Raw genomic sequence first — 24769 nt, forward strand, 5'->3', positions numbered from 1 at the left:
AGGTGTAATAGCCAGTCACTGGAATCTCATTTTGAGACGTGCCGCTGCAACGCATCGAAAACGCCCTCGGCCACTTCCTGCACTTCACCCGCACCGCCGAAGGCACGCTGACCGACATCAGCGCCACCGGCGGCACCCGCGTGCACCTGCACTACGACCATCCGCTGGGCCGGCTGACCGACATCAAACGGGTGGTGAACAACGAAGCGGTCGAAACCCTGGCTCAATACCGCTACGACGAACACGGCCAGCTCAGCACGGTGATCAACCGCAACGGCGACACCGTACGCAGCTTCAGCTACGCAGACGGCGTAATGGCAAGCCACAGCAATGCCCTGGGCCTGACCTGCCATTATCGTTGGGAAACCCTCGACGGCCAGCCCCGCGTGGTCGAGCACTGGACCAGCGACGGCGAACACTTCCATTTCCGCTACGACTTCGCCCAGCGCATCAGCTGGGCCACGGACGTACTCGGCCGCGAGCTGGAGGTGCAGTACAACGCCGACCACCGCGTGTTCGCCAGCCGCGACTACGGCGGTGAGCGTTACGCCATCGCGCTGGACGACTACGGCAACATGGTCGGCCTGACCCTGCCGGACGGCAACCAGCTGCACTTCAAGTACGACGAATACGCCCGCCTGCTCGAAGAGACCGACCCGCTGGGCCGCACCATCGCCTACGAATACCACCACCTGACCACCCTGGTAACCAAGGTCACCTACCCGGACGGCAGCACCTGGCAGGCGCGCTACGACGACAAGGGTAACCTGCTCGCCGAAACCGATGCCCTGGGCCACCTGACCGAATACCTCAATGGCGAAGATGGTTTGCCGCATACCATCATCGATGCAACCTACAAGTCCAAGTACCTGTGGTGGAACACCCTTGCCCAGGTCGAGCGGTATCAGGACTGTTCGGGCAAGAATACCTATTACCGCTACGACGACCGCCAGCACCTGGTGGCCGTGACGGATGCGCTGCACCAAACCACCACGCTGGAACGCAAACCGGACGGGGAGGTGGTCAAGGTCAGCCATCCGGATGGCACCTCAGAGACCTTTACCTACAACCCGTACGGCCAGGTGCTGACCCACACCGACGGTAAAGGCCAGACCACGCGCCTGCTGCGCACGGCACGCGGACTGCCGAGCAGCCGGCAGGATGCCAAAGGGCAGCGGATTCGCTACGAGTACGACAAGGCCATACGCCTTACCGCGCTGGTTAACGAGAACAACGCGACGTACAGCTTTGCCTACGATGCCTCGGACCGGCTGGTGGAAGAAGTGCGGGTGGACAACCTGACGCGGCGCTTCACCTACAACGACGGCGGCCATCTGACCCGGCTGGACGAAATTGGCTACGGCGAGAACGGTGAGCAGCCGCAACGCGAAACGCTGTTCGAGCGCGACCCCATTGGCCGGCTGATGGCCAAGCTCAACCGTGATGCCCGTCAGGATTATGCATACGACGAAGTAGACCGGTTGTTGAGCATTGAGCGACACCCAACCAGCATCGGTAAGCAGCTGGGCATCGCCGAAGAAAAGCTGGAGTACAGCTATGACCTGCTGGGCCGACTGACCCAGGAAATCACACCGCAAGGCGTACTCGGCTACGAATACGACCCACTGAGCAACCTGACCACGCTGACCTTGCCGGACGGGCGCAAGGTCAACCACCTGTACTACGGCAGCGGGCACCTGCACCAGCTGAACCTGGACGGCCAGATCATCAGCGACATGGAACGCGATGACCTGCACCGCGAGGTGTACCGCACGCAGGGCAAGCTCACCAGTTGCTTTGGCTACGACGCCATGGGGCGCAAGGCTTGGCAGTTTGCGTCTACCCTGCCTGCAGAAAAGCTGTCGCAAGTGCAGAACCCCGGCATCAACACCTCACTGCTGGTGGAGCACGCCTACAACCCGATCCACCGTCGCTACCAATACGACCCGGCGGGCGAATTGGTACGCACGCTGGACAAGCTGCGCGGCGAGATCAAGTACGAGTACGAAGCCAACGGCCAGTTGCACAGCCGCGACACCGGATCATTGGTGGGCAGCGAAGAGTTCCGCTACGACCCGGCCGCCAACCGCCTGGACTTCAATGCGCGGCAGTTGGAGAAGGTCAAGGACAACCGTATCAAGCGCTGGCGGGATCAGGAGTACCGCTACGACCCGTGGGGCAACCTGATTGAGAAGCGCTCGGGGCATAGCAAGCTTCAGAGCTTTAGCTATGACTGCGAGAACCGACTGGTGCGTGCCGAAACTCTGGTCAACGGCAAGCTGGAAAGTACGGGCACTTATCGCTATGACAGCCTGGGGCGACGGATTGCCAAAACCGCTGAAATCGAAGGCGCGACGGAGCAGAAGCATTTCCTCTGGCAAGGGCTGAGGATGCTGCGCGAGGAGACGCCGGGGCAGAGCATTCTGTATCTCTATGAGCCGGGTAGCTATGCGCCGTTGGCGCGGGTGGATCAGGCGGAAGGGGATGAGCAGAAGATCTATTACTTCCATACCGATCAGATTGGTACGCCGCTGGAGCTGACGGATAGCGAGGGTAGGATTGTTTGGCAGGCGACGTATCGGTCTTGGGGAGCGATCGAGCAGCTGACGATCAATGAGGTCGAGCAGAATCTGCGATTCCAAGGGCAGTATCAAGATGATGAGACAGGGCTGCATTACAACACGTTCCGTTATTACGATCCCTTGGTGGGGCGCTTTGTTACGCTAGACCCGATGGGTATAGATGGTGGGCTCAATCTGTATCGGTACGTCCCGAATCCCACTAGCTGGGTGGATCCGTGGGGCTGGGCTTGCAATAGGCCTGGCGGATACAAAGCTGGTGACGTTGATGCTCACGGCAATTTATCACCTCAAGTGAACAGGGCTGTGGGTAATAAGAATATTGCTGCGGATGATTTCGTGCAGTCACACCACTTTATCCAGCATGAATGGGCTAAGCTCAATGTAAAAGGATATAAGAGGAATAGTGCGCCAGCAATTCTGCTCATAAGTAGTTCTGGCGAGTCGCATGCTATGATCTCTGCCATGCAGCGGGCAAGGCGCAAGTCGTTAGGCTTTAGCGGTACATTAAGGGACGAATTCAATGTTGCGTACAAGGAGATGATCGACGCTGGGGTCCTTCCGGATGCTGCGAAACGGGCAGCGGCTAAATAATATAAATATTACGAAGCTTTGGGAGCATTTAACTGATGGTTGTTTTTACTGAGCGTCACGGGGCTGCTTCTGTTGCGAGCATTGAAGCTTTGCGTAACGCTCTTGGTATTTCCAATAGAGCATGGATTGTTGACTTCTGGAGAAAAAGTGATGGAGCACTCTTGAATGATCAGGTCTTGATTTATTCCGTTAGCGATATTGAAGAGCGCAATAATACATTTGAAGTCGAAGATAATTTTAAAGGAATGATTGCCGTTGGAGATGATTCTGGTGGCCGATTAATACTAATAAATAAATGTGGGGAGGGGGATTTTTTTCTTGTGGATTCAGGGAGCACGACTCTGGACGGATGTGACCGATTCGAAACTATCGAAAAGCTTTTAGATTATATTGAGGAGGATGAGGGAGAGGTCGCGACAGCTGGTTTAGGTGACATCTTCAGTAAGGGAAGCTGCAAGCCAAGCATTGAAGAAGTTGTTGATATAAAGAAAATGCTAGGGCTAAATTATTCGATTGTGCAGCTAAAGGCTATATTGGCTGAATCTGGGCAGGTTGTAATGAAATCTGTTTACGCTCAGAAATACCAGGAGGCCCTAAAAAGATTTTCGCATATTATTGAATTTAGGTGATTTTACGATTCTAAGTTATGAGTTACTTCATGGTCGAAATTTACGCCGTTGGTCCTCAGATCGCGTAATCTTTTGTTGTAAAAGATGGTCCTGCCCATTTGGTCGCTTACGGTGGTGCTCTTCAATTTGCTGATTTATAGTCTGAATTTGCTCATTAAATGGAATTTTTAAGGGAGGCGTTGCTGGTTGGGCCCACACTGCGCATTTCTCAGCTGAATGATACTCCTGCTCCAGATGATCTCGTATATGATTGAAGATGAATAGTTTCAAAGGTGCTACAGGAGCAGATGTAGAGTATAAGTGGCCATCTAGTGATGCTAAGTCTTCTGGAGTTTGGAGCGCTAAGTCGAAAAAGACTCAGAAGGTATCTGGTTCAGGTTGCGGATAGGTAGGTGTAAATATGAGTGAATTTATTGCATCAACTATAGAGTGTTATGAAGAGGACGGGGTGGTTACAATTGCGCTAGGCGATGATCCTATTGATCCCAATGGTTATATTGTCATAACGCGACTAGATGATGAAGATAATATTTATATTGATGAAGGTATTGGGTTTCAAACCGCTCAGTCTAGCCATGAGGTAGCAAATTCTATCGATGAAGTCATTCTGCATAGTGACGGCTTAGAGGTAGTAGTGAAACAGGAGTTTATTGGGCATTGCGGAGCGGGTAGATTCTTTGGAAGATTCCCTGATGAGATAAATTCATCTAAAGAGAAAGTTGCTTTGTTGCGCTCGTATTTAAAGGATATTTTTGATGGTAGCCATGTAAGGCTCATCATGTAGCAGAGGAGTGGAAAGACCTAAGTGCGAATGCTGTTTATTGTTTTTTGGCGTCCGATTGGTCTTAGATGTATTTAAGGCAGTCGATCGCAAGCCTGCAGTGTTGGCGGAAGTTAGACAAGATCAACTGTATCAACCGCTGGCGAAAACAATAGTATCGCTACGACCCGTGGGGCAACCTGATCGAGAAGCGCTCGGGGCATAGCAAGCTTCAGAGTTTTGCCTATGACTGTGAGAACCGGCTGGTGCGTGCCGAAACGCTGGTCAACGGCAAGCTGGAAAGTACGGGCACTTATCGCTATGACAGCCTGGGGCGGCGGATTGCCAAAACCGCTGAAATCGAAGGCGCGACGGAGCAGAAGCATTTCCTCTGGCAAGGGCTGAGGATGCTGCGTGAGGAGACGCCGGGGCGGAGCATTCTGTATCTCTATGAGCCGGGTAGCTATGCGCCGTTGGCGCGGGTTGACCAGGCGGAAGGGTAGGAGCAGAGGGTCTACTACTTCCACACCGATCAGATTGGTACGCCGCTGGAGCTGACTGATAGCGAAGGCCATATTGTCTGGCAGGCGACATATCGGTCTTGGGGCGCGATTGACCAGCTGATGGTTAATGCAATCGAGCAGAACCTGCGCTTTCAAGGCCAATACTGTGACCTTGAGACAGGACTACATTACAATACTTATAGATATTTTAATCCGCAGATTGGGCGTTTCGTAACGCAAGATCCGTTGAGTATCGACGGTGGAATGAATCTCTATGAGTATGCTCTAAATCCGATCCTATGGTTAGATCCACTTGGTCTGTCCTGTGGGTCCGACGCGAAAAACTTGCAGACAGCCTCGGGAGTAAACCAGTAGGCGGAGGGCAGTATGATGCGCATCACATCATTATGTCCAATTCAAAGGACGTCAGAATGATAGCCTTGAGAAAGCAAATGAAAGAACTGGGAATCGATATAAATGACAAGAAAAATGGAATTTGGTTGCCAAATACAGAATCTGCTAGAGTTCCCGGTACACTGGCAACGCCGCACAAGGGTGCCGGCATACATGGGAATGCCTACAAAACATGTATATGATTCGTTGGTTGGTAGAACAACGAAGAAAGAGTTTTTGAGTGGGCTTGCTGAACTGAAAGAGCAATTAAATAGTGGTAAGACTTTTGCTGTTAGGAGGTAGCTGTGGTTCCCGATCAATTTAAGAGCTTACTTAAGATTCTAAAGTCTAAGCTTGAGGCTGATCTTTCTGAAGGCGCAGATATGCAGTACATTGCAAGTGAAGAGATAAAATGGTCTAAAGGTCCAAGCTTTTCTGTATTGCCTTATGGGCTGGAACTGTCTGGGGTGACTCCGTCTCCGATCCTGAGTTCGGAGCCAAAGAGCAAAAAAAATTGTTTTAAATTTTATTCTGCGGAGCAGTGTGGGTTTTATAAGTCTGATGTATATGGTGTGAACTCTACAGTGATAGAAGCTGAGATATATCAGGTGGAGGGGAAGTCGACTTATTCAGTACGTTTTGACGATGACGGGGAGGCGGTTAGGGCATCTGGGGTTGTATTTGAAGGTGGAGTTCCAAATATATCATGTTGCCTGGACGAAGATGGTGAATACTGGTGTTATGAGTATAGGTGTGAAGAAGGGCGGGTAGTGTCCATGATTACATATGCCAGTAATAGTGTTCCTGGTACAGAGATATTCGTAGAGCGAGATGGTGAAAATGTTACAGGGCTATATTTTCGCAATAAAGATTCAAAAGTTTACGTTTATAGAATCTAGCTATTGGGATTGAGTTATCTCTCAAGGTTAATGGTCCGGCTTGTTCCATGATCTGGAAATTGGCTCAGATAAGTGTGAGGGTGCTTTAGTGCGCAAGAATCAAACCATCAAATACACTTGGGGCGATATCCTTGCTTTTAAAGTTGATGAGAAAAAGTATGGGTTTGCGAGGCTGATAAGAAAGAAAGAGCTGGGTTATGAAGCAGGTCCCGCCTTGGCGTTTGGCCCTCAACTCTTGGTTGATGCCCATGATGCAACAAGCTTCGAGGATTTTCTAAGATATCAATCGAGGGCAGTTCCGAGCCCTTGAAGCACAAATTGCAAACCTAGTTAGTAAAAAAGGGGGCTGTCGACGTTGAACTTAACTTTATTTACGGTAATGGCGGTGCTCGACCTACATCGATAACGTATGATGTATATCGTAAGAGTGAGGAAGTTCTCGAAGGTATATTTGGAAACTGATATGGCCAGAAATGATGTTAAAGAAGGTGTTCCCGAAGAGCTTAAAAAATTCATGCAGGAAATGAATGAGTGGGAGTGTGAGTTTTTTGATAAGCGCAAAGATGGCTTAAGTAAGGGTGAGGATGGGTTAGAGTTGAAAAAGGTTTATGCCTTGAAATTGGAGCGGATACTTGATATGTATGCGTTAAAGGATAAGTCGAATTATGGTAGATTGATTGATCTGGTTTGTACAAGGCCGGCAACTTATGACCCAGTAAGCGACGAGGTTCAGTTAGTATCTGATAGTGATGGTAGTTTGGTAGTGCAAGTACAACAAGTGAAAGGGGCAGAAATTTGTTCTAGATTCTATCTGGTTGTCAAGGGAGGGGAGTGGAAGATAAAAAAGAGGGAGATGTTGAGTTTTGATGAGAAGTGGAAGCGGGTTCCTCTTTAGATACACTAGTGCGAGCGCGATGGCATTGGCCGGATGCTGGCCAAGGTCAACGGCGATGCTCGGTAAGCCTGAGGCTCTGTATGGAAGCCCGAGAAATCCAACCGCCACCCCTCAAGCGCTGAGATTTTGTAGAGTCCTATGCCATCGACGGAAAGGAATCCTGTGATGGCAAAGCGTTACGAACTCTCGGGTGAGGCCAGGGCTGTGGTTGCTGATCTCTTCTCCGAAACCCATGGCCGGGGGAGGTCCCGCCTTCAAGCTTTAATAGGTTCTTTGAGGCTGGAAAGCTATCAGATACCCAGCTAGCATTAGAAATTAGTAAGATTCAAAACTTTGCCAGAGAATGGCTTGAAGCCAACAAATTTGTTGTGGATGCAATTACTGGGCGCCTTTTATGAGTTTGTGTGAGAAAAATTATTACGTTATAAGTTATGACTCGACGGATGAGGGATGCCCCGTAAGCATGGCAGGTTTTTTTAACTGCGAGAAATTTGAGTGGGAACCCTATGAGCCAAATCCTGAGAATTTGAAAATAGAGCATGACTATAGTCTCACTTTGAAGAATTTAGATGTAGAGCTAGAAAGTATAGACTTTGATTTCCATCAGGTTGGCGCTATCTATGTCTCAAAAAGATTCTTAAGTGTTTGCGACCGTCTAGGCGCCAAATATAGGGCTGTTCCGCTTGAATTGAAATCAGGGAAAAAAATTAGGCAAGGTGATTTTTTTATTTTCCTTCCGGGCGAAAGTTTAGCTGGCATGGATAAGGATCAGTCTATATATGAATTATCAAAGGACATTCAGGCTGACGGCGTTATTAATAGTCCGCTCTATCCTGGTTCAATAAGCATTGATCGAATAGATCTGTTTGTACTGTCTGATGCTATAGAAAGTGATATTTTTCGATGCCAGGAGACGTTGGAGTTATTTTGCAGTGAACGGTTCTTGCTAGCTGCAAGTGATTTGAAGGGGATTTCGTTTACAAAGGTTGATAGTGCCTACAGATATGATCCATGGGCCGACCTTGAAGATATTTAAATGCTGTTAGGATGCTAGAAGTGGGTGTGCGGGTGGGGGCAGATCACTATGAGATTTTATGATTAATTTCTATGCTAGGGCTATAGAAACTGATGATGTGCCGCTTTTTTGAAGAGGAATGAAATCCTTCGTTACCAGAGCTCAATCAGGTGATCACAAGGCCTCTAACGTCCTCTATAACGTGTTTAAAAATGGTGATCTGGTCGATGAAAATGTCTTCAGTAACTAATTTGCGTGATGATTATCGAGAGGCGCTGCTAGGATTTATGACTGCCATGAATGAGTGGGAGTCATCTGGCTACAAGAAGAGTTTGCAGGCCTTCACGGATGACTCCTTAGAGGATGGCCTTGAGCAGAGTCTGAGAAATGACCTTTTGGTTGTTTTTAAAAAATATGTAGTAGACGAGGGCCGAAACTATGATCGTGTCGAAAATATAGTTTGCGGCAGATCTCCAGAGTACGATTTGGTTAATGATGACGTTGAGATTTACGATGGCAAGGGAAGTGAGGTCTCAGTCATTATCAGAAAAAATACAGGGTTGCGCGCTTGTTTTAAGTTGAGTCTCATTGTGGAAGGGGGTTTATGCAAGGTTAGTAGGCGAGATCTACAGGATGATAAGAAGTGGCAAAGAACTTATGTTTAGTGACTAGCGTATTGCGTGATATTATTTTGCTTTTGCAAGGTTGTCGTGGCTTGCTGTGATATTGGGGGGATGGTTTTGTATGGAATTAGATTGTCTTAAAGAAAAATTTGAAACAATTAACTCCAGTGCTGCTGAGTCTATGGAGGCGTATTTGTCCGAGGCTCTACCGCTAGTTTCAAAAAAAGTAATAAGCAAAGGAGCTTTTTATAATGTGCGCCCGTATGAGATTGAGCGCGCGGGCTTTAAAAAGGGGCGCCTGCTAAAAAAGTTACCTGCAAACATAAAGAATACCCATGTCTACCACCTGGATGAAAGGGAACGTATTGTGTTTGTAGAGGTGTATGGTCAGTCAGAGAATATAGTAAGTAAAGAGTTTTATAAGTACGATGACGTTTCAATTGAACGTACCCATTTCACCAGTGTCGGTAGGCTAAGAAATATTTCGCTTTCAGTTGTAGAGGGTGAGTTGATTTATCGAGGTCTGAATTGGGGGGCGTTTGGCTGCAGTGACTCGGCATACGCATACTCCGGAACGCAACTGGAGAAAATAATGGTGCGCCAAAAAGAGCATGCCGATAGTGAGTTTTCTGAATTCGAAGTTTTTTTGAGTATAGCGGTGATGAGCTGCTCAGAATTGTAAATGTTTTCCCAAATGGTTATCGGGAACAACGATTTCCATCCTGAGTGGTTAATATGCTTCTTGATGTTTTTGGTGATGGTCCTGGTTAAGTTTCGACAGCTCGTTGGCTATGTGAAATTCTCTACTGAGGGGTGGTGTTTGGCATATTGCAGTGCTGGAATATTTTGCCCCAGAGTAGTGATGGTTTGAAGTTGCGCCCTAGTAATGAGCGGCAGTAGTGTCAATGCCGGTTGGGTTGAGCTCTTTAAGAAGTTAATTGGATAAAATTTAAGGGGGCGCCATTAGTATTTTGATATTGTGTCCTCCTTTTTCGCAAGTAGATGCGCGGAAATCGGTGCGCGCCTTGAGCTCGACACCGTGTTCGCGCGAGATGCGTTTGGCGATTGCTGGCCAAGGTCATCCCGCGATGCACGTCGAACCTTCGAGTACGACGAAGCCGACCGGCTGCTGAGCATTCAACGCCACCCGACGGGTGCGGGCAAGCAGCTCGGGGTCACCGAGGAAAAGCTGGAATATGCTTACGACTTGCTTGGCCGGCTGACGCAGGAGACCACCTCCAACGGCAAGCTGGGCTACGAGTACGACCCGCTCAGCAACCTGACCACGCTGACCCTGCCAGACGGGCGTAAGGTCAACCACCTGTACTATATAGTGCTTCTGACATGAAGTATTTGCTTGATGATTTGATTTCTGGAATATAGGTGGGTATATGTCTGTTGCGTTGGCTTTATACGGTGTTGAAAACGTTAATCCTAAGCTGGCCCTGAAATTTGCTAAGCACTTTTTTGCTTGCATGAATCTGTCGATTACAGGTGCGGGTTATTATACATATTTGAGTGATGAGGATCATGTTGGCGATCACGATCTTGTAGCCTTGGAGTTGGCCGAGCTTGAGGCGAGAGTGAATAACGGTACAGCTACTGCGTTTAGGATATACAACGAGTCACCAGGTGCTATCCCTTGGTTTGCATCCTTTGGTTATTCTACGAATGACTTTGGCAGCTTCTATCACTTTGATGGCCAATGTTCTGAGGGTTCTGTGGGGCTAGAGAGCCTGATAAAATTTGTTAAAGATATCAGTGCTGATATTGTAGTGCCTTATGGGATTATCTATAACTGCGAAAAAGTAAGTAAGGCATTTAGTTACGCTACTGGTAATAATATGGTGGCGATATATCCGTACGAAAATTCATCTGCATTTAAAAAAGAAGTGCCTGGCAGATTTCAGGGGCGAGAGCGCTACAAGGAGGATTTATTGAGGATGGTGTATCCCGTTAATCTATTAAGTAGCCGACATTTGGAGGCGTACGTTGAGGGGGTGGTGCTGAGAGATTGGATTGGTGAGAGTGGCGGGCGAGGATCACTCGAGACATTAACCTCCTCGACTTGGCTGTGGTACGTCGAGGCCGACCAGCTTCAAAACGTAAATAAGTCTCTGGGCGAGGCCGGTATCCTAATTTCATGGAAAAAACCGGATGTCAAAAAGCGTTTTTGATTTTTATTTCGAGCAATTTTTTTGCGAAAGGTACTGCCCGGGCCAGTTATTTGCTCGCAGAGCCTAGCTATATGCTTTGCCTATGACGCATCGGACCGCTTGATTGAAGAAGTGCGGGTCGACAACCTGACCCGACGCTTCAGCTATGACACAGGCGGCTATCTGACCCGGTTCGATGAGATTGGCTACGGCGAGAACGGTGAGCATCCTGAACGGAATACGCTGTTCGAGCGCGATCCGATTGGCTGCTTGTTGGCCAAGCTCAACCGTGATGCCCGTAAGGATTATGCATACGACGAAGTTGACCGGTTGTTGAGCATTGAGCGACACCCAACCAGCATCGGCAAGCAACTGGGCGTGAGCGAAGAAAAGCTGGAGTACAACTATGACCTGCTGGGCCGACTGACTCAGGAAATCACACCGCAAGGCGTACTCGGCTACGAATACTACCTACTGAGCAACCTGACCACGCTGACCTTGCCGGACGGGCGCAAGGCCAACCACCTGTACTACGGCAGCGGCCATCTGCACCTGCATGGAACGCGATGACCTGTACCGCGAGGTGTACCGCACGCATGGCAAGCTCACCAGTTGCTTTGGCTACGACGCGATGTGACGCAAGGCCTGGCAGTTTGCTTCGACGCTGCGTGCAGAAAAGCTGTCGCAAGTGCAGAACCGCGGCATCAACACCTCCCTGCTGGCGGAGCACGCCTACAATCCGATTCACCGTCGCTACCAGTACGACCTAGCGGGTGAACCGGTACGCACGCTGGACAAGCTGCGCGGCGAGATCAAGTACGAGTACGAAGCCAACGGCCAGTTGCACGGCCACGATACCGGCTATTTGGTCGACAGCGAAGAGTTCCGCTACGAGCCGGCTGCCAACCGCCCGGACTTCAATGCGCGGCAGTTGGAGAAGGTGAAGGCCAACCGTATCAAGCGTTGGCGCGATCAGGAGTACCGCTGCAATCCGTGGGTCAATCAGATCGAGCAGCGCTCGGGGCACAGCTAGCTGCAGAGCTTTGCCTATGACTGCGAGAGTTGTCTGGTGCGTGCTGAAATGATCGTGAATGGGCAGCTGCGGAGTGTCGGGACGTACCGCTATGACAGCCTGGGCGGCGGATTGCCAAAACCGCTGAAACCGAAGGCGCGACGGGGCAGAAGCACTTCCTCTGGCAAGGCCTGCGAATGTTGCGTGAGGAGACGCCGGGGCAGAGCATTCTGTATCTCTACGAGCCGGGTAGCTATGCGCCGTTGGCGCGGGTTGACCAGGCGGAAGGGGAAGAGCAGAAGGTCTATTATTTCCATACCGACCAGATCGGAAAGCCGCTGGAGTTGACCGATAGCCAGGGCGAGATTGTCTGGCAGGCGACGTATCGGTCATGGGGCGCGATCGAGCAGATGACGGTCAATGATGTCGAGCAGAATCTGAGGTTCCAAGGACAGTATTGGGACGCAGAATCGGCTTCTTGGCGTCCGTTGTCACGGGACAGGCCCAACTTAACCTTTATCGCTATGCACCAAATCCATCATCGTGGCTGGATCCATGGGGCTGGATGGCATTTTGGAAGCCTCTGAAACCAGACGGTATGGGGCATCATCCTTTTCCGCGCGCTCATGCGAGCGTTCACGGATTTCCAGAACTGGGGACTAAGATAAGGCATATGAAGGCTTTCCTCAGAAAGGAACACTAAAAATCCCGCGCACCGGCGAGGTGCTTGCGAAAAACGTAACAATCGGTGAGGTGCTTACCAAGTCTTTAGGCAAGACTCCAAATATTAATTCTTCAGGAGGATGTGGGTAATGAAGCAAAATGCACAGATTGAATTGTTTTCGCCGGGGATTGTATTTTTTGATCCGACGGTTCTGTCAAGCTTTATAAAGTATAACGGTGTGACAGACGCAAACGTTTTTGAGCGGTTCATTCAAAGCGAGAGCTTAGGCAGGTCAGCCATTGAACAAGGTGTGGTATGCCCACTTTATCAAATATCAGAGCAGGATTACTCAATTTTCATTGAGTGTGTGAATGGTGCTGAGTATGAGTTGCCAGTACCAAAATTCTCTTACTCTGGCTTCCCACTAAAAGTCGAATCGGGTGTTTTAATTGTTTCTGATTTGAATGCTCTTTTTGAGTGGGGTGATGACTTTTTTTTGAACTACAAAGAAAATTATGATTCCCGGCTTCCGAGTAATGACTTCCTTGAAGTTGAATCAGGTGTTTACAACTTAACAATCAACGGGTATGTAGGGCTTCGTAAGCCATTGTCCAACTGCGGCTATGGCTTGGGACTTCAAACCGTGGACAGCTTGTCCGGTGTTTCGGAAGATGCCTCTGTAGATGATGTAAGCTTTGAGTTGGGTGGTTGGTAAAAATCATCGCAGTGATGAGTTGAATTTTATTGGAAACATCATTTGCATGAGCCTGATTCGATCAGAGGTCTTTAGTCGAAAGAGTGAACCATAAATCCAATCATGCACTCTATCATCCAACTGGTAAGGGTGGCCGCGATATATGGGTTGGAGGAGCACCTGGGCGGAAAGGAAAACTAGATGGTGCCACAGGAAAAATCTGTTGTGGCTGAGTGATATAGGAGGATTTATGTTGCCTAGAAATATTTATAAGCAGTTTTTGGAAGCTGCGGACATTGGATGTTTAAGAGGTTTACTATGAGCTACATTGATCTTTTGGAGTTGGAGATTAACTCTAGCGGCGAGGACCCCGCGTTTACTGGTGGGGCGACAGATGAGGTTATAATTGATTTTGAGAATGCGTTAGGAGTTAAATTTCCTAGCTCGTACAAAGAATTCCTCAAAAAATATGGCGCTTTGTCGTTTGTAGGCGATACTTATTACGGAATTACCAAGAGTAGCGTTGACGCTGTTGCTATCCCCAGTGTGGCCTTTGCTACTAGAAGCGCTCGGAAAGATGGAGATGCGGACGCTTCGATGATCGTAGTTAAGGCCTCGGGATATGGGCCTATATATTCAATTGATACCTCTATTATTGGGGCTGCTGGTGAGCCGGTAATAGTAGAGACTGGGCTTTCATTCAAAAGGACAAAGGATAAGAAAGTAATTTATCAAGATTTTCAAGAGTTTTTTAGCGATATGATCAGGCAGGCAATAAAAGAGCTATAGTGGTAAAGTATCGGACCTTGGTTGCTGTAGGTGGCGGGTCTCTTGTAATGAGTCCAGGTGTGTCGTCGGCGTTGTGCTAGTTAGCTGTTGCTAGGCGCGACTGATATGGTTGGCTGTCAGTGACTTTAAGGGTCTCATAGGCTTGCTCAGTTTTTGCCGCCGCCTTGCTTTTAAAATTGATGAGGAAGTGTGAGGCCTTTGAGCAGCAAGTTGAGGTTTTTAATCACAAGCCATGATTTCCATAGCCTGAGAGAGACTGCTAAGACCTGACGAGGTGCGAAAATCTATGCAGAATGGACACGTTATAAAAAGGGTGGGATGAACGTTGAACCTGGCTTCAGAAGTAGTATGATGGAGCGAGCGGCCAAATTAGAGGGTGAATTACAGGAACTGATCGCTGGTTTTTTTGCGGGGAAAGTGAAATGATTACGCTTAATGATATTTTTCAAGATGTTAAGGATGCTTTCTCTGATCGTATAATATGCTTCGATCGCAAGGACGTCCCTCCCGGTATTGGCTTGCCTAAAAGCTGGGAGCAATTTGGGCTCAACCTTGAAGGTTCACCTGTTTATCCTCAGGGTTGGAGTGTGTTTTCAAATGAATTTCCATCCGTAATTGCATTGTTCAACGACAGTTTGCTGGGCACGGCGTTGCTGCTAGGGGATAAAGTTGAACTGCTGTATATCTTTCATGATGCCAGCGGATTCTATTATTACGTAGGTGGGATGCCTGTTGAGGGGGGTATTGAGAGTGGAGAATTCATGAATCTTCCTAGCAGACTCCAAGACTTTTATCGCGATGTGCACGATGGGTACACGTTCTTCCCCGCGCGCTCAATGGGTCCGCTAAGCCTAAGTGACCAATTACGTGTTTCGAATTTAGTTGATGAGGAGGACGACTCTTTTGCTGAAAACTGGATTGCGGTGTTTTCAAACGGCGGCGGGGACTTTATTGCGGTAGATGCTAACCACCAGGATGATACGGAAGGTTTGATATGGTGGCATGAAGATCCTATGGCACCAGAAAAAGGGGTTGACATTTTTCAGGTGATGGATGCCTGGATGGCAATGTTTTTGGAAGATACTAAGTCTCGCGATGAGTTGATTGCCAAGCTTCATTGAACATTAACTTCCCGCTAAAGATGGCGATGTCGGGGTGTTGGTCAAGCTTCTTGCTTAGTCGGTTTTAAATGTAGCCAAACTCTAAGCCTGGTATTTATGTTTGTCGATGCTTGCTCTGGATGGTTCAGATTTTGCGTGTGTACACTAGCAGGCTTTCTCAAGTGGGGATCGCGTCAATGTCGCCGGTGGGATGGCAAGTCACGGCAACGCCCTTGGACGTGACCTACCATTCCCGCTGGGAAACCTTTGGCGGCCAGCCCCGCGTGGTCGAGCACTGGACCAGCGACGGCGAACACTTCCATTTCCGCTACGACTTCGCCCAGCGCATCATCTGGGCCACGGACGTACTCGGCCGCGAGCTGGAGGTGCAGTTTCCGGTATTACGATTCTGAGCTGGGGCGTTTTGTCATGCAAGACTCGGTTGCTCTTCTTGGCGGTATTAATCTTTATCAATATGCAGTCAATCCACTTACTTGGTTAGATCCACTAGGTTGGGCTGGGGCTCCTGCTAATGCGGCACACATTACGTACGAAGGTATAAAAGAAGGCAAACCTTACAGTGGCTATGCAAGTAAGCCTGGTTTAGGTCATTCAGCCCAAGAGGTGCTGAATTACAGATACTCAAGCACTGCGCATTTTGATGTGTCGCCTGTGCCGTTCTTAGTAGGTGATGGTCAAGCAGGAAAAAATATTGCGAGGGGTTTGGAGCAGGGGGTGTTTGAGGATAGAGATGGTTTGAAAGGTGCATCAAACAAACAAAATCCTGTGGGTGTGAATAATCCAAATAGAGATCGTTATCTCGCGGCTGCTGATAAACATAGAGCGCCGAGTGGTGAGGAAAAAGCTGGCGGAAAATTAAAAGGGCGACGGCATGTTGAAATCTTTAAAGTGGCAAGACGGTTTGATTTTAAGCATCAAGGTGAAAGAAGATCTGTATGCTATTTCACAAATGAGGACTAATTATCTCTTGGAGGTTTTTGATATTTTTGTGAGTGATGATGATTGGAGTGGGGTGAACTTAAATAAAACTAATGTGTTGTTCACGATTTTTGTTTCGATAAAGAATATTAAAAAAATATTTTCGGCTCTAGTTTCTTGTGAGTATGCTGCACCAAACGAAAGACCTGTGGAAAAGCGTATGCTATCGGCGATATTTGGTACTCCAGGAAACACTGGCGCAAAACTCATAGAGCTATCAGAAAGTTATTCTAATATTGGTGCGCAAGTAATCAAGGAGGCTCTTTCTCCAGATGATGACTTGAAGTTGATTCACCGATACGAACTATGTGGTATGGTTGGAGATCCTGAGAAGATTGTTTTGCGCATTAAGAATTATCGGGAAACGGGAATCAATTGGGATCCATCTAAAGAGTTTTTGTTCCCCGGCATTCAGCGCCCTCAGCGCTAAATGTGGCTTTGACGTTGCAGGCCTTTATGCGGAGGTTTTTCGAGATCACATGAGTATAATAACCCGGTTATTAACGCAGGAATGAACAGGGCTATGATTCTATTCATGCTGCGCGAAATGATTTCTATAAGCGAAACAAATAATATGACTATTCGGTTGCGTTCTCCTAATAGTTCCTATGGTGCTGAAATGGCCGCTGATGGTGTAAGGTATCGGCAGGACGTAGGCCCCGATTATGAGTGAGGTTGGTATGCTTTCTAAGGATGATCTACTGCAATCGTTCGCTAGCGTGGATGAGTACGCTGGTTGCTATTTTTTTCAGCACAAGCTGCCTAAGTCAACTTATGAATATTGTTTGAAAAACGCAGATGAACAAGATTTACTCGTTATATCTGAAAATATAAGTGATAGGGATTTTTCTGTAGCAGTTGCTGATCAAGCACCAGATTGCTTGAGTCAGGATAAGACTGTCGTATTTGCGATTTCGCCCAATAAATATGGGTTTTCTCATGCGTTAGTCGTACCTAATACCTATCACGGTAGTTTAAAAGGTCGCCTGGAAAGCAAGAGAGGGAATCTATACCTTTGTATTCCGATGCATAGATGCGAGTTTTCAGGTGCTGAATCTGAAGCGGAGTTTAAAGAAATGATTCAACGAATGATCCCCATCTTTCGCTGGGATCGGAATGTTTGCCCTAAAATCAAGGTGTATTTTGATAATCCAGTCACGGAGACTGGTGTTGATGAGGCTGGCGTATTGATGAAGTATCCTGCTCTGCTGGCTGAGATAGATAATCTCAGCGGTGTAGTAAGTGGGTTTATTGAAGTCACGAACTCCAACGGGGATGTGGTGGAAGTTCTTTCTGCAAGCAAAGGCGTGTTTACTCTCATTCGTAACAGAAAAGATGAAGAGGTACTGATCCACTCAAAATTGGTCGAGGCTTTGAATAGCTTTGTACTTATGGGGTCATACCCCAATTCGCGTGGTAGCTTTCATTGCTTCGCGCCAAATAAGTAGTGCGCCTGTACACGATTATGTTGTCGTCTTGAGTTTTAATGTCAAAAGTGTGGTGCTAAACGGAGTTGGTTATATGGAAGGCCTGATTGCGCTTAGGCATATGATTCAAAGCAATGGTTATTTTGAATCAGTTGTCGCGGGTGTCGAGAATTGGGAAGTTATTCTCGGGAAGCGAGATAAGCCACCCTTTGATAAATGTTGGATTGATGCATTCAATGCGGTGCAAGGATTGAATTATCAGGATCCTGATGATGAGGCTGCTATCTCTGCCTTGAGGGAGTTCGCATTTAAACAGACGTATCGTGTCACTAGGATCCCAAAGTAGCAGCATAACTGGGCTTGTCCCAGGCAAGGCTATCTGTGCGTGCCAAGCCGCAATAAGTGAAAAAGGAGATTTCAAATGCCTGCAAGGACGAGCAAACGTACGAAAAAAGCGCAGCACCCCGGCGGTGAAGTCCATGACCACCTTGTAGAACTGGACTTTTGGGTGAAGTGTGCCTACCTGTTTACCCCAGCGTTCCTGGCGCTTTTTGGCGGCCTGGATGCCGCAGGGATAGCCGTATTCATTTATCCCCTGATCAGCATCACGTACTTCATCATTCGCTACCGTTTTCTGAAAAGCGTGCCGCCTGAGCGGCTGGTACATGTAGTGCCTTGGAGCCATATTTATGAAGGTCGCAGGATTTCTGCGTTCATTCTGATCGCTTCTGTACTAGCGTGTGGGTACGCGCTGTATAATCACGTTTGGTAGATAAGTTCCCCACGTGAGATCACGTTGGCTAGTACTCCTTTGGTGCCATAATCGGGCCATTTGAGAGCCCATGATCACCCCATCGCCTTATCGAACTGGCCCATCACTTGGCTTTGTATGAAAACTCCTGAAGGCGCTGACAAGCCAGCTCCAACGGTGGCAGCGATACACAACTTTTCGTACGGAGCCAAGTTGTCCTCGATGGGCGAGCCCGCCGCTTGCTGACCTACCGCTGCATCCCCAACTCGGCATCATCCAGCAGCGCCTTGGCCAGCGCGCTCAGGTAATAGGACGCCCAGATCAGTTGCGGGTTTTCTTCCATCAGCCCGGTGATGGTCAGGTCGCGCACACACCCCATCAGCTCCGAGGCTTGCTCCCGGGCATCTTGGCAGGGGATGCCTGGGGCGATGCAGAACAGGGGTTGGGTTTGGCCCTCTGCCTGGTAGAACATGGTTTTACCGGGTGTGGTGTATTCGTTTGTGCCGTCTTTTGGCATTGGTTGGCTCCCTGAAAATGCGGGTGCCTGGGCTGGCCCTTTCGCTGGCAAGCCGGGCCCACACGGGTTCACCGAGCGCCTAAGGGTCGTCTACAACCTCAGGGGCGGCGCCGTGCGAGTGGTTAGCCTTTGAAAGAGCCAGGCCAGGCCTGACGTGATGCGACTTAGTGCAGCGTTCTCGGCTCTGTCGGCATTTGCACTTGCGCCAAGGCCACCTCAAGCAATTTGCGCAAGGTTTCGAGCTCGTGCATGGAGGTCATGATCAACAAGGAGGAGGGCGATTTGGGTTGCATCATCATCGCCTGCTGGGCAACGGCTTCTGCGCAAAGTGCGTAGTCAGCAGCCATCATGAGTGTGTCTTCCAGGGAGTGGGAAGTGTAGGGTGGATCGGGGACTATCTTCAGCATAAAACCCTCTCAGTGCCTGTAGGGCTGCCGCTAATCCGCTGTCAAACGGAAAGGGTGGCAGCTGTTCGTGGGTTGACAGACCGAGGGCACTGAGAATCCCGGCGCACACAGAGGTGCCCCACGTACAGCTGCCATAACAGGCATTGCACATGCTCTCAGTGACTCACGGTCTGTCAAAACCGTATCGCCGATTGGCAGCGACCGGCCGAGACTATGGCCCACGTTTAGCGCGTGCAACGAAAAACAGGCGTCGGCAGTATCTTTGGGAAACGGACTACAAGAAAGGGAATTAATCTGATTTTTTCAGCCGGTTTCTGTAGGAAAACATCCCCGCCCATGTGATGTTCCACCACGTGAAACCACATTCAATTGTGCTCCCGCCCCACTCGCGCTTATCTGTGCGCAACCACGACCTGCCTCAACCGTCGTGATCTCAAAGCGAACAACAAGAACGGGACCCACCCGCGCGAGGAGATTCCACATGCAGCAACACCAGCACATCCTGGCCTGGCTCAACGACGTGGCCAGCGACCTGCACGCCATCCGCCACGATATCCACGCCCACCCCGAACTCGGTTTCGAAGAAAGCCGCACCGCGGCCCTGGTCGCGCAACTGCTCAAAGACTGGGGCTACGAAGTGCACACCGGCATCGGCAAAACCGGTGTGGTCGGCGTGCTGCGCAATGGCAGCAGCCCACGCAAACTGGGCCTGCGTGCCGACATGGACGCACTGCCCATCGTAGAAGCCACCGGCGCTGAATACACCAGCCGCCACCAGGGCTGCATGCACGCCTGCGGCCACGACGGACACACCACCATGCTGCTGGGCGCGGCACGCTACCTGGCGGCCACGCGCCAGTTCGATGGCACGCTGACGCTGATCTTCCAGCCGGCCGAGGAAGGCCAGGGCGGCGCCGAGGCGATGCTGGCCGATGGGCTGCTGGAGCGCTTCCCGTGTGACGCCCTGTTCGGCATGCACAACATGCCGGGGTTGCCGGCGGGGCACCTGGGCTTTCGAGAAGGGCCGATGATGGCTTCGCAGGACCTGCTCACCGTGACCATCGAAGGCGTCGGCGGGCATGGCTCCATGCCGCACCTGACGGTCGACCCGTTGGTGGCCGCAGCCAGTGTGGTGATGGCCCTGCAAACCGTGGTGGCGCGCAATATCGATGCGCAGGAGGCGGCCGTGGTCACCGTGGGCGCACTGCAGGCAGGCGAGGCGGCCAACGTGATCCCGCAGCAGGCGTTGCTGCGTTTGAGCTTGCGTGCGCTGAACGCCGAGGTGCGCGCGCAGACCCTGGAGCGGGTGCAGGCGATCATCCTTAGCCAGGCCCAAAGTTACGGCTGCACCGCCAGCATCGAACACCGCCCGGCGTACCCGGTGCTGGTCAACCACGCCGACGAAAACGCCTTTGCCCACCAGGTCGGCGTCGAGCTGCTCGGCGCCGAGGCGGTGGACGGCAACACCCGCAAGCTGATGGGCAGCGAAGACTTCGCCTGGATGCTACAGCGCTGCCCCGGCGCCTACCTGTTCATCGGCAACGGCGTGCAGCGGCCGATGGTGCACAACCCTGCCTACGACTTCAACGACGACATCCTGCTGACCGGCGCCGCCTACTGGGGCGCCCTGACCGAGCGCTGGCTCAACTAGGGAAGCTTCAAGCTGCAGCCCGCCGCCGTTTCTGGCCAACAGATTGATGGAGTGTTCCGCATGCAGACTTCACACACAGGCGCGTCGCGTACCCGGCAAGTGGTCGCGGCGGTCATCGGTAATGCCCTGGAATGGTATGACTTTATCGTGTACGGCTTTCTGGCCAGCATCATCGCCCGCCAGTTCTTCCCCTCCGACGACGAGTACGCCTCGCTGCTGATGGCCTTGGCCACCTTCGGCGTGGGCTTTTTCATGCGGCCGGTGGGCGGGGTGCTGCTGGGCATCTATTCCGATCGCAAGGGGCGCAAGGCGGCGATGCAACTGATCATCCGCCTGATGACGGTGTCCATCGCCATGATCGCCTTTGCCCCCAGCTACCTGGCCATTGGCATGGGCGCGCCGCTGTTGATCGTGGTGGCGCGCATGCTGCAGGGCTTTGCCACGGGCGGTGAGTACGCCAGTGCCACGGCGTTTCTGGTGGAAAGCGCACCGGCCCACCGCAAGGGGCTGTATGGCTCGTGGCAGCTGGTGGGGCAGTGCCTGGCGGTGTTCAGCGGGGCGGGGATGGTCGCGCTGGTGACCCACCTGTGCACGCCCGAGGCGCTGGACAGCTGGGGCTGGCGGATTCCGTTCGTGATCGGTTTGCTGATCGGCCCGGTGGGGCTGTGGATTCGCAAACACATGGAAGAACCCGAGGAATTCCTGGAGGCGCGCAAGCAGTCCAAGGGCCAGGCGCCCGGCCTGTGGCAGGTGCTGCGGGAGCATCGGCGCAGCCTTTTGGTCTCGATGGGCCTAGCCTGTGGTGCGACGGTGTCGTTTTACGTAGTGCTGGTGAACATGCCCACCTTCGCCCACAAAAACCTTGGCCTGCCACTGGACCAGGTGCTGCTGGTGCAGATGCTGGCCGTGGGGCTGATGACCGTGGTCATCCCCCTGGCCGGAGCGCTGTCGGACCGGCTTGGCCGGCGGCCGGTGCTGATGGCCTTTACCCTGGCATTTTTCGTGATGGTGTACCCGCTGTACGTGTGGGTGGCCGCAGCGCCGTCGATCGAGCGCCTGCTGGTGATGCAACTGCTGCTGTGCACCGCCATTGGCGGCTTCTTCGGCCCGGCGCCAACCGCCCTGGCCGAGCAGTTCCCGATCGAGGTGCGCTCCACCGGGGTGTCGGTGGCTTATAACGTGGCGGTGATGGTGTTCGGCGGCTTTGCCCCGTTGATTGTCACTTGGCTGAGCAAGGTGCTCGGCACCCCGGTGGCGCCGTCGTTCTATGTGCTGTTCGCCTGCCTGTTGACGCTGCTGGGCACCTATTGCCTGAAAGAAGCACCCCGCGCTGGCAAGGCTGTCGCTTTCAACCTTGGAGTTAAACCGTGAACCCGTTAGCCATCGACCCGATCGTCGCCCTCGATGCCCAGGCGCTGTCCGAGGCGATCCACGCGCGCCAGTTGTCGTGCCGTGAAGTGATGCAGGCCTACCTGGGCCATATCGAGCGCTTCAACCCGCAGGTCAATGCGCTGGTATCGCTGCGCGAGGGCGCGGTGCTGCTGGCCGAGGCTGAGGTGCGCGACCGTGAGCTGGCCGCCGGCCAGTCGCGTGGCTGGATGCATGGCATGCCGCAGGCAGTCAAAGACCTGGCGGCCACGGCGGGGCTGCGCACGACGCTGGGCTCGCCGCTGTTTGCCGAGCAGGTGCCGGCGCATGACGCCATCAGCGTGGCGCGGGTGCGGGCGAGCGGGGCGATCATTGTCGGCAAAAGCAATGTGCCGGAATTCGGCTTGGGCTCGCAGAGCTACAACACGCTGTTCGGCACCACCACCAATGCCTACGACCACAGCCGTGTGGCAGGCGGCAGCAGTGGCGGCGCCGCAGCGGCGTTGGCCATGCGCCTGCTGCCGGTGGCCGACGGCAGCGACATGATGGGCTCGCTGCGTAACCCGGCAGCGTTCAACAACGTGTTCGGCCTGCGCCCTTCGCAAGGGCGGGTGCCGTACGGGCCAACGCCGGAGCTGTTCGTGCAGCAGCTGGCCACCGAGGGGCCGATGGGGCGCACGGTGACGGACGTGGCGCGGTTGCTGTCGGTGCAGGCCGGGCACGACCCGCGCGCGCCCCTGTCGCTCAGTGACGGCCCGCGTGACTTTACCGCCGGGTTGCAGCGCGATTTCAAGGGTGTACGGGTTGGCTGGCTGGGTAACTTTGACGGCTACCTGCCGATGGACGAGGGGGTGATGGGCCTGTGCCAGGCGGCGCTGGCAGACTTCGCCGAGCTGGGCTGCGAGGTCGAGGCGTGCCAGCCGGGGTTCGACCTGGGGCGTTTATGGCAATGCTGGCTCACCCATCGCCACTTCCTGGTGCACGGCAACCTGGGGGCGGCGTATGCCGACCCGGGCAAACGCGCCCAGCTCAAGCCGGAGGCGCAGTGGGAGGTGGAGGGCGGCCTGCGCCTGACCGCAGCGGACGTTTACCAGGCCTCGCTGGACCGCAGCGCGTGGTACCAGGCGCTGGGCAAATTGTTCGAGCGTTACGATTATTTGCTGCTGCCGGCTGCCCAGGTGTTCCCATTCGACGCAGCCGAGCCATGGCCGAAGGTGGTTGGCGGGCAGGCCATGGACACCTACCACCGCTGGATGGAGGTGGTGATTGGCCCGACCTTGGCCGGCCTGCCGAGCATGAGCGTGCCGGTGGGTTTCAACGCCGCCGGGCTGCCGATGGGCCTGCAGATCATCGGCCCGGCCCAGGCCGACCACGCCGTGCTGCAACTGGCCTATGCCCATGAACAACTGACGCGCTGGGTAGCGCGGCGGCCGCCTGGGTGTTTGCAGGCGCGCTGAAAGCCCTGGGCAGGCCCGTATCTTGCTGGGCATGATGACCAACCACGCACAGACAGGGAGGTCGAACCCATGGGTATTACCGCAGACAGCGGTGGCGTGCGCTCGGTGGAGCGGGCACTGGCGATCGTCGAACTGCTTGGCGAGCACCAGGCGCTGGGGCTCGAAGAGCTGCACTACCTGACGGCACTGCCCAAGGCCACGGTATCGCGCATGCTTGCCACCTTGCAGGAACAGGGTTGGGTCTACCGTGGCCTGAGCGACCGCCGTTACCGCTTGTGTGCCCGGCGCCTGTTTGGCGACCGCCAGCTGCGCTTGAAGCGCCAACTGGTGGAACGCGCGGCGCCGTTGCTGCTGGAGCTTTGCGAGCGCACCGGGTTGGTGGCGGACCTTTCTTCTTTCGACGGCGAGCGGCTGGAGGTGATGGAAAGCGCCATTCCGCAGGTGCTGCGCAAGCGCTACCCGCACAACTGCCAGCTCGTCGGGCAGCATGCCAGCTTGTTTCACTCGGCCATGGGCCGGGCGTGCCTGAAGGAGCTGGCGCCGGCTGAGGTGCAGCGCCTGGCGACGCATGAGCGGGTGGGCGATGAAGCACTGTTGCGCGATATCGAGGCCGATGGGCACAAAGGCTTTGGCCAGCGCACCGAAGGGTTTTGGGAATACCCCGTGCGCTTGCCTTTCCTGATCCGGGCGATTGCCTTACCGGTGCGGGTGGAGGGGCGGCTGGCGGGCAGCATTGCGCTGCACTGGCCGCTGGACCAGGCACCGGTGGAGCGGGTGCTGAGCTTGCACCTGAACAGCTTGGCGGCGACGGTGGGGCAGGTGCAGCACGCGTTGGTGAACTGAGGCCAGTGAAAACAGCACAAGCCATTTGCCCCAAAGCGGCGTTT

At 52.4% G+C, this 24769-nt stretch carries 25 protein-coding genes and 4 pseudogenes; 26 read left to right on the forward strand and 3 right to left on the reverse strand.

The genetic code is table 11. The features are described 5' to 3' along the window. Window positions 1-38: 38 nt before the first annotated feature. The 22 genes and pseudogenes from ACMGF5_RS21340 (at window position 39) to ACMGF5_RS21445 (ending at window position 17752) form a co-directional block, all read left to right on the forward strand. On the forward strand, window positions 39-3173 hold the full coding sequence (locus ACMGF5_RS21340) for an RHS repeat-associated core domain-containing protein (RefSeq protein WP_414157172.1): 3135 nt from the start codon (window positions 39-41) through the stop codon (window positions 3171-3173). Window positions 3174-3208: 35 nt separating this feature from the next. Then, the gene (locus tag ACMGF5_RS21345; protein ID WP_414157173.1) at window positions 3209-3802 is read left to right on the forward strand and encodes an SMI1/KNR4 family protein; all 594 of its coding nucleotides are present in this window, start codon (window positions 3209-3211) and stop codon (window positions 3800-3802) included. 256 nt (window positions 3803-4058) lie between these two features. Continuing rightward, on the forward strand, window positions 4059-4190 hold the full coding sequence (locus ACMGF5_RS21350; protein WP_404601726.1) for a hypothetical protein: 132 nt from the start codon (window positions 4059-4061) through the stop codon (window positions 4188-4190). A gap of 12 nt (window positions 4191-4202) precedes the next feature. Continuing rightward, window positions 4203-4586 (forward strand): hypothetical protein, encoded by a 384-nt coding sequence (locus ACMGF5_RS21355; protein ID WP_161872486.1) that lies wholly within the window; start codon window positions 4203-4205, stop codon window positions 4584-4586. 122 nt (window positions 4587-4708) lie between these two features. Continuing rightward, window positions 4709-5392 (forward strand): annotated as a pseudogene (locus tag ACMGF5_RS21360) (RHS repeat domain-containing protein); the annotation flags it as partial. Between the two features lie 80 nt (window positions 5393-5472). After that, window positions 5473-5661 carry an AHH domain-containing protein gene (locus tag ACMGF5_RS21365; protein ID WP_231386197.1) on the forward strand — a complete coding sequence of 63 codons (189 nt, stop codon included), beginning with the start codon at window positions 5473-5475 and terminating at the stop codon, window positions 5659-5661. 102 nt (window positions 5662-5763) lie between these two features. Next, window positions 5764-6357, forward strand: coding sequence for a hypothetical protein (locus tag ACMGF5_RS21370; protein WP_174141380.1), 594 nt, complete (start codon window positions 5764-5766; stop codon window positions 6355-6357). Window positions 6358-6397: 40 nt separating this feature from the next. Continuing rightward, window positions 6398-6667 carry a hypothetical protein gene (locus ACMGF5_RS21375; protein ID WP_174141379.1) on the forward strand — a complete coding sequence of 90 codons (270 nt, stop codon included), beginning with the start codon at window positions 6398-6400 and terminating at the stop codon, window positions 6665-6667. Window positions 6668-6820: 153 nt separating this feature from the next. Further along, the gene (locus tag ACMGF5_RS21380) at window positions 6821-7252 is read left to right on the forward strand and encodes an NTF2 fold immunity protein (RefSeq protein WP_231386196.1); all 432 of its coding nucleotides are present in this window, start codon (window positions 6821-6823) and stop codon (window positions 7250-7252) included. A gap of 463 nt (window positions 7253-7715) precedes the next feature. Continuing rightward, the gene (locus tag ACMGF5_RS21385) at window positions 7716-8288 is read left to right on the forward strand and encodes an imm11 family protein (RefSeq protein WP_174141378.1); all 573 of its coding nucleotides are present in this window, start codon (window positions 7716-7718) and stop codon (window positions 8286-8288) included. Between the two features lie 206 nt (window positions 8289-8494). Continuing rightward, complete coding sequence (locus ACMGF5_RS21390; protein ID WP_174141377.1) at window positions 8495-8932, forward strand: NTF2 fold immunity protein; 438 nt, start codon at window positions 8495-8497, stop codon at window positions 8930-8932. A 79-nt stretch (window positions 8933-9011) separates the two neighbouring features. After that, window positions 9012-9572, forward strand: a complete 561-nt coding sequence (locus ACMGF5_RS21395; RefSeq protein ID WP_414157174.1) for a hypothetical protein — start codon at window positions 9012-9014, stop codon at window positions 9570-9572. 327 nt (window positions 9573-9899) lie between these two features. Continuing rightward, window positions 9900-10220: pseudogene (locus ACMGF5_RS21400) on the forward strand (sugar-binding protein); the annotation flags it as partial. A 61-nt stretch (window positions 10221-10281) separates the two neighbouring features. Further along, window positions 10282-11067, forward strand: a complete 786-nt coding sequence (locus ACMGF5_RS21405; RefSeq protein WP_174141376.1) for a hypothetical protein — start codon at window positions 10282-10284, stop codon at window positions 11065-11067. A gap of 75 nt (window positions 11068-11142) precedes the next feature. Then, window positions 11143-12529 (forward strand): annotated as a pseudogene (locus ACMGF5_RS21410) (RHS domain-containing protein); the annotation flags it as partial. 341 nt (window positions 12530-12870) lie between these two features. Beyond that, window positions 12871-13437 (forward strand): hypothetical protein, encoded by a 567-nt coding sequence (locus ACMGF5_RS21415; RefSeq protein ID WP_174141375.1) that lies wholly within the window; start codon window positions 12871-12873, stop codon window positions 13435-13437. Window positions 13438-13734: 297 nt separating this feature from the next. Then, window positions 13735-14205 carry an SMI1/KNR4 family protein gene (locus ACMGF5_RS21420; protein WP_174141374.1) on the forward strand — a complete coding sequence of 157 codons (471 nt, stop codon included), beginning with the start codon at window positions 13735-13737 and terminating at the stop codon, window positions 14203-14205. A gap of 422 nt (window positions 14206-14627) precedes the next feature. Beyond that, the gene (locus ACMGF5_RS21425; RefSeq protein ID WP_174141373.1) at window positions 14628-15326 is read left to right on the forward strand and encodes an SMI1/KNR4 family protein; all 699 of its coding nucleotides are present in this window, start codon (window positions 14628-14630) and stop codon (window positions 15324-15326) included. Between the two features lie 184 nt (window positions 15327-15510). Next, window positions 15511-15700: pseudogene (locus ACMGF5_RS21430) on the forward strand (hypothetical protein); the annotation flags it as partial. Window positions 15701-15734: 34 nt separating this feature from the next. Continuing rightward, a complete protein-coding gene (locus ACMGF5_RS21435; protein WP_414157175.1) occupies window positions 15735-16286 on the forward strand; it encodes an RHS repeat-associated core domain-containing protein in 552 nt (183 codons plus the stop codon). 7 nt (window positions 16287-16293) lie between these two features. Continuing rightward, complete coding sequence (locus ACMGF5_RS21440) at window positions 16294-16734, forward strand: hypothetical protein (RefSeq protein WP_414157176.1); 441 nt, start codon at window positions 16294-16296, stop codon at window positions 16732-16734. A 235-nt stretch (window positions 16735-16969) separates the two neighbouring features. Further along, window positions 16970-17752 (forward strand): hypothetical protein, encoded by a 783-nt coding sequence (locus tag ACMGF5_RS21445; RefSeq protein ID WP_174141369.1) that lies wholly within the window; start codon window positions 16970-16972, stop codon window positions 17750-17752. A 127-nt stretch (window positions 17753-17879) separates the two neighbouring features. Here the strand turns inward: ACMGF5_RS21445 and ACMGF5_RS21450 are convergent, their stop codons facing one another. From ACMGF5_RS21450 to ACMGF5_RS21460, 3 genes are all read right to left on the reverse strand, one after another. After that, window positions 17880-18398, reverse strand: a complete 519-nt coding sequence (locus tag ACMGF5_RS21450; protein ID WP_174141368.1) for a hypothetical protein — start codon at window positions 18396-18398, stop codon at window positions 17880-17882. 331 nt (window positions 18399-18729) lie between these two features. After that, the gene (locus ACMGF5_RS21455) at window positions 18730-18999 is read right to left on the reverse strand and encodes a DUF3077 domain-containing protein (protein ID WP_115274966.1); all 270 of its coding nucleotides are present in this window, start codon (window positions 18997-18999) and stop codon (window positions 18730-18732) included. 164 nt (window positions 19000-19163) lie between these two features. Then, the gene (locus ACMGF5_RS21460) at window positions 19164-19406 is read right to left on the reverse strand and encodes a hypothetical protein (protein WP_042111452.1); all 243 of its coding nucleotides are present in this window, start codon (window positions 19404-19406) and stop codon (window positions 19164-19166) included. 481 nt (window positions 19407-19887) lie between these two features. Between ACMGF5_RS21460 and ACMGF5_RS21465 the strand changes: the two genes are divergently transcribed. The 4 genes from ACMGF5_RS21465 (at window position 19888) to ACMGF5_RS21480 (ending at window position 24725) form a co-directional block, all read left to right on the forward strand. Next, window positions 19888-21057 carry a M20 aminoacylase family protein gene (locus ACMGF5_RS21465; protein ID WP_115274964.1) on the forward strand — a complete coding sequence of 390 codons (1170 nt, stop codon included), beginning with the start codon at window positions 19888-19890 and terminating at the stop codon, window positions 21055-21057. Window positions 21058-21117: 60 nt separating this feature from the next. Continuing rightward, complete coding sequence (locus ACMGF5_RS21470) at window positions 21118-22428, forward strand: citrate-proton symporter (RefSeq protein ID WP_174141367.1); 1311 nt, start codon at window positions 21118-21120, stop codon at window positions 22426-22428. Then, window positions 22425-23882, forward strand: coding sequence for an amidase (locus tag ACMGF5_RS21475; protein WP_414157177.1), 1458 nt, complete (start codon window positions 22425-22427; stop codon window positions 23880-23882). The genes ACMGF5_RS21470 and ACMGF5_RS21475 overlap by 4 nt, the downstream gene beginning before the upstream one ends. A 69-nt stretch (window positions 23883-23951) precedes the next feature. Then, on the forward strand, window positions 23952-24725 hold the full coding sequence (locus ACMGF5_RS21480; RefSeq protein ID WP_115274961.1) for an IclR family transcriptional regulator: 774 nt from the start codon (window positions 23952-23954) through the stop codon (window positions 24723-24725). The last annotated feature ends 44 nt before the right edge of the window (window positions 24726-24769 follow it).

This window comes from Pseudomonas sp. BNK-15 (genome assembly GCF_047456105.1).
GTDB lineage: Bacteria > Pseudomonadota > Gammaproteobacteria > Pseudomonadales > Pseudomonadaceae > Aquipseudomonas > Aquipseudomonas putida_E.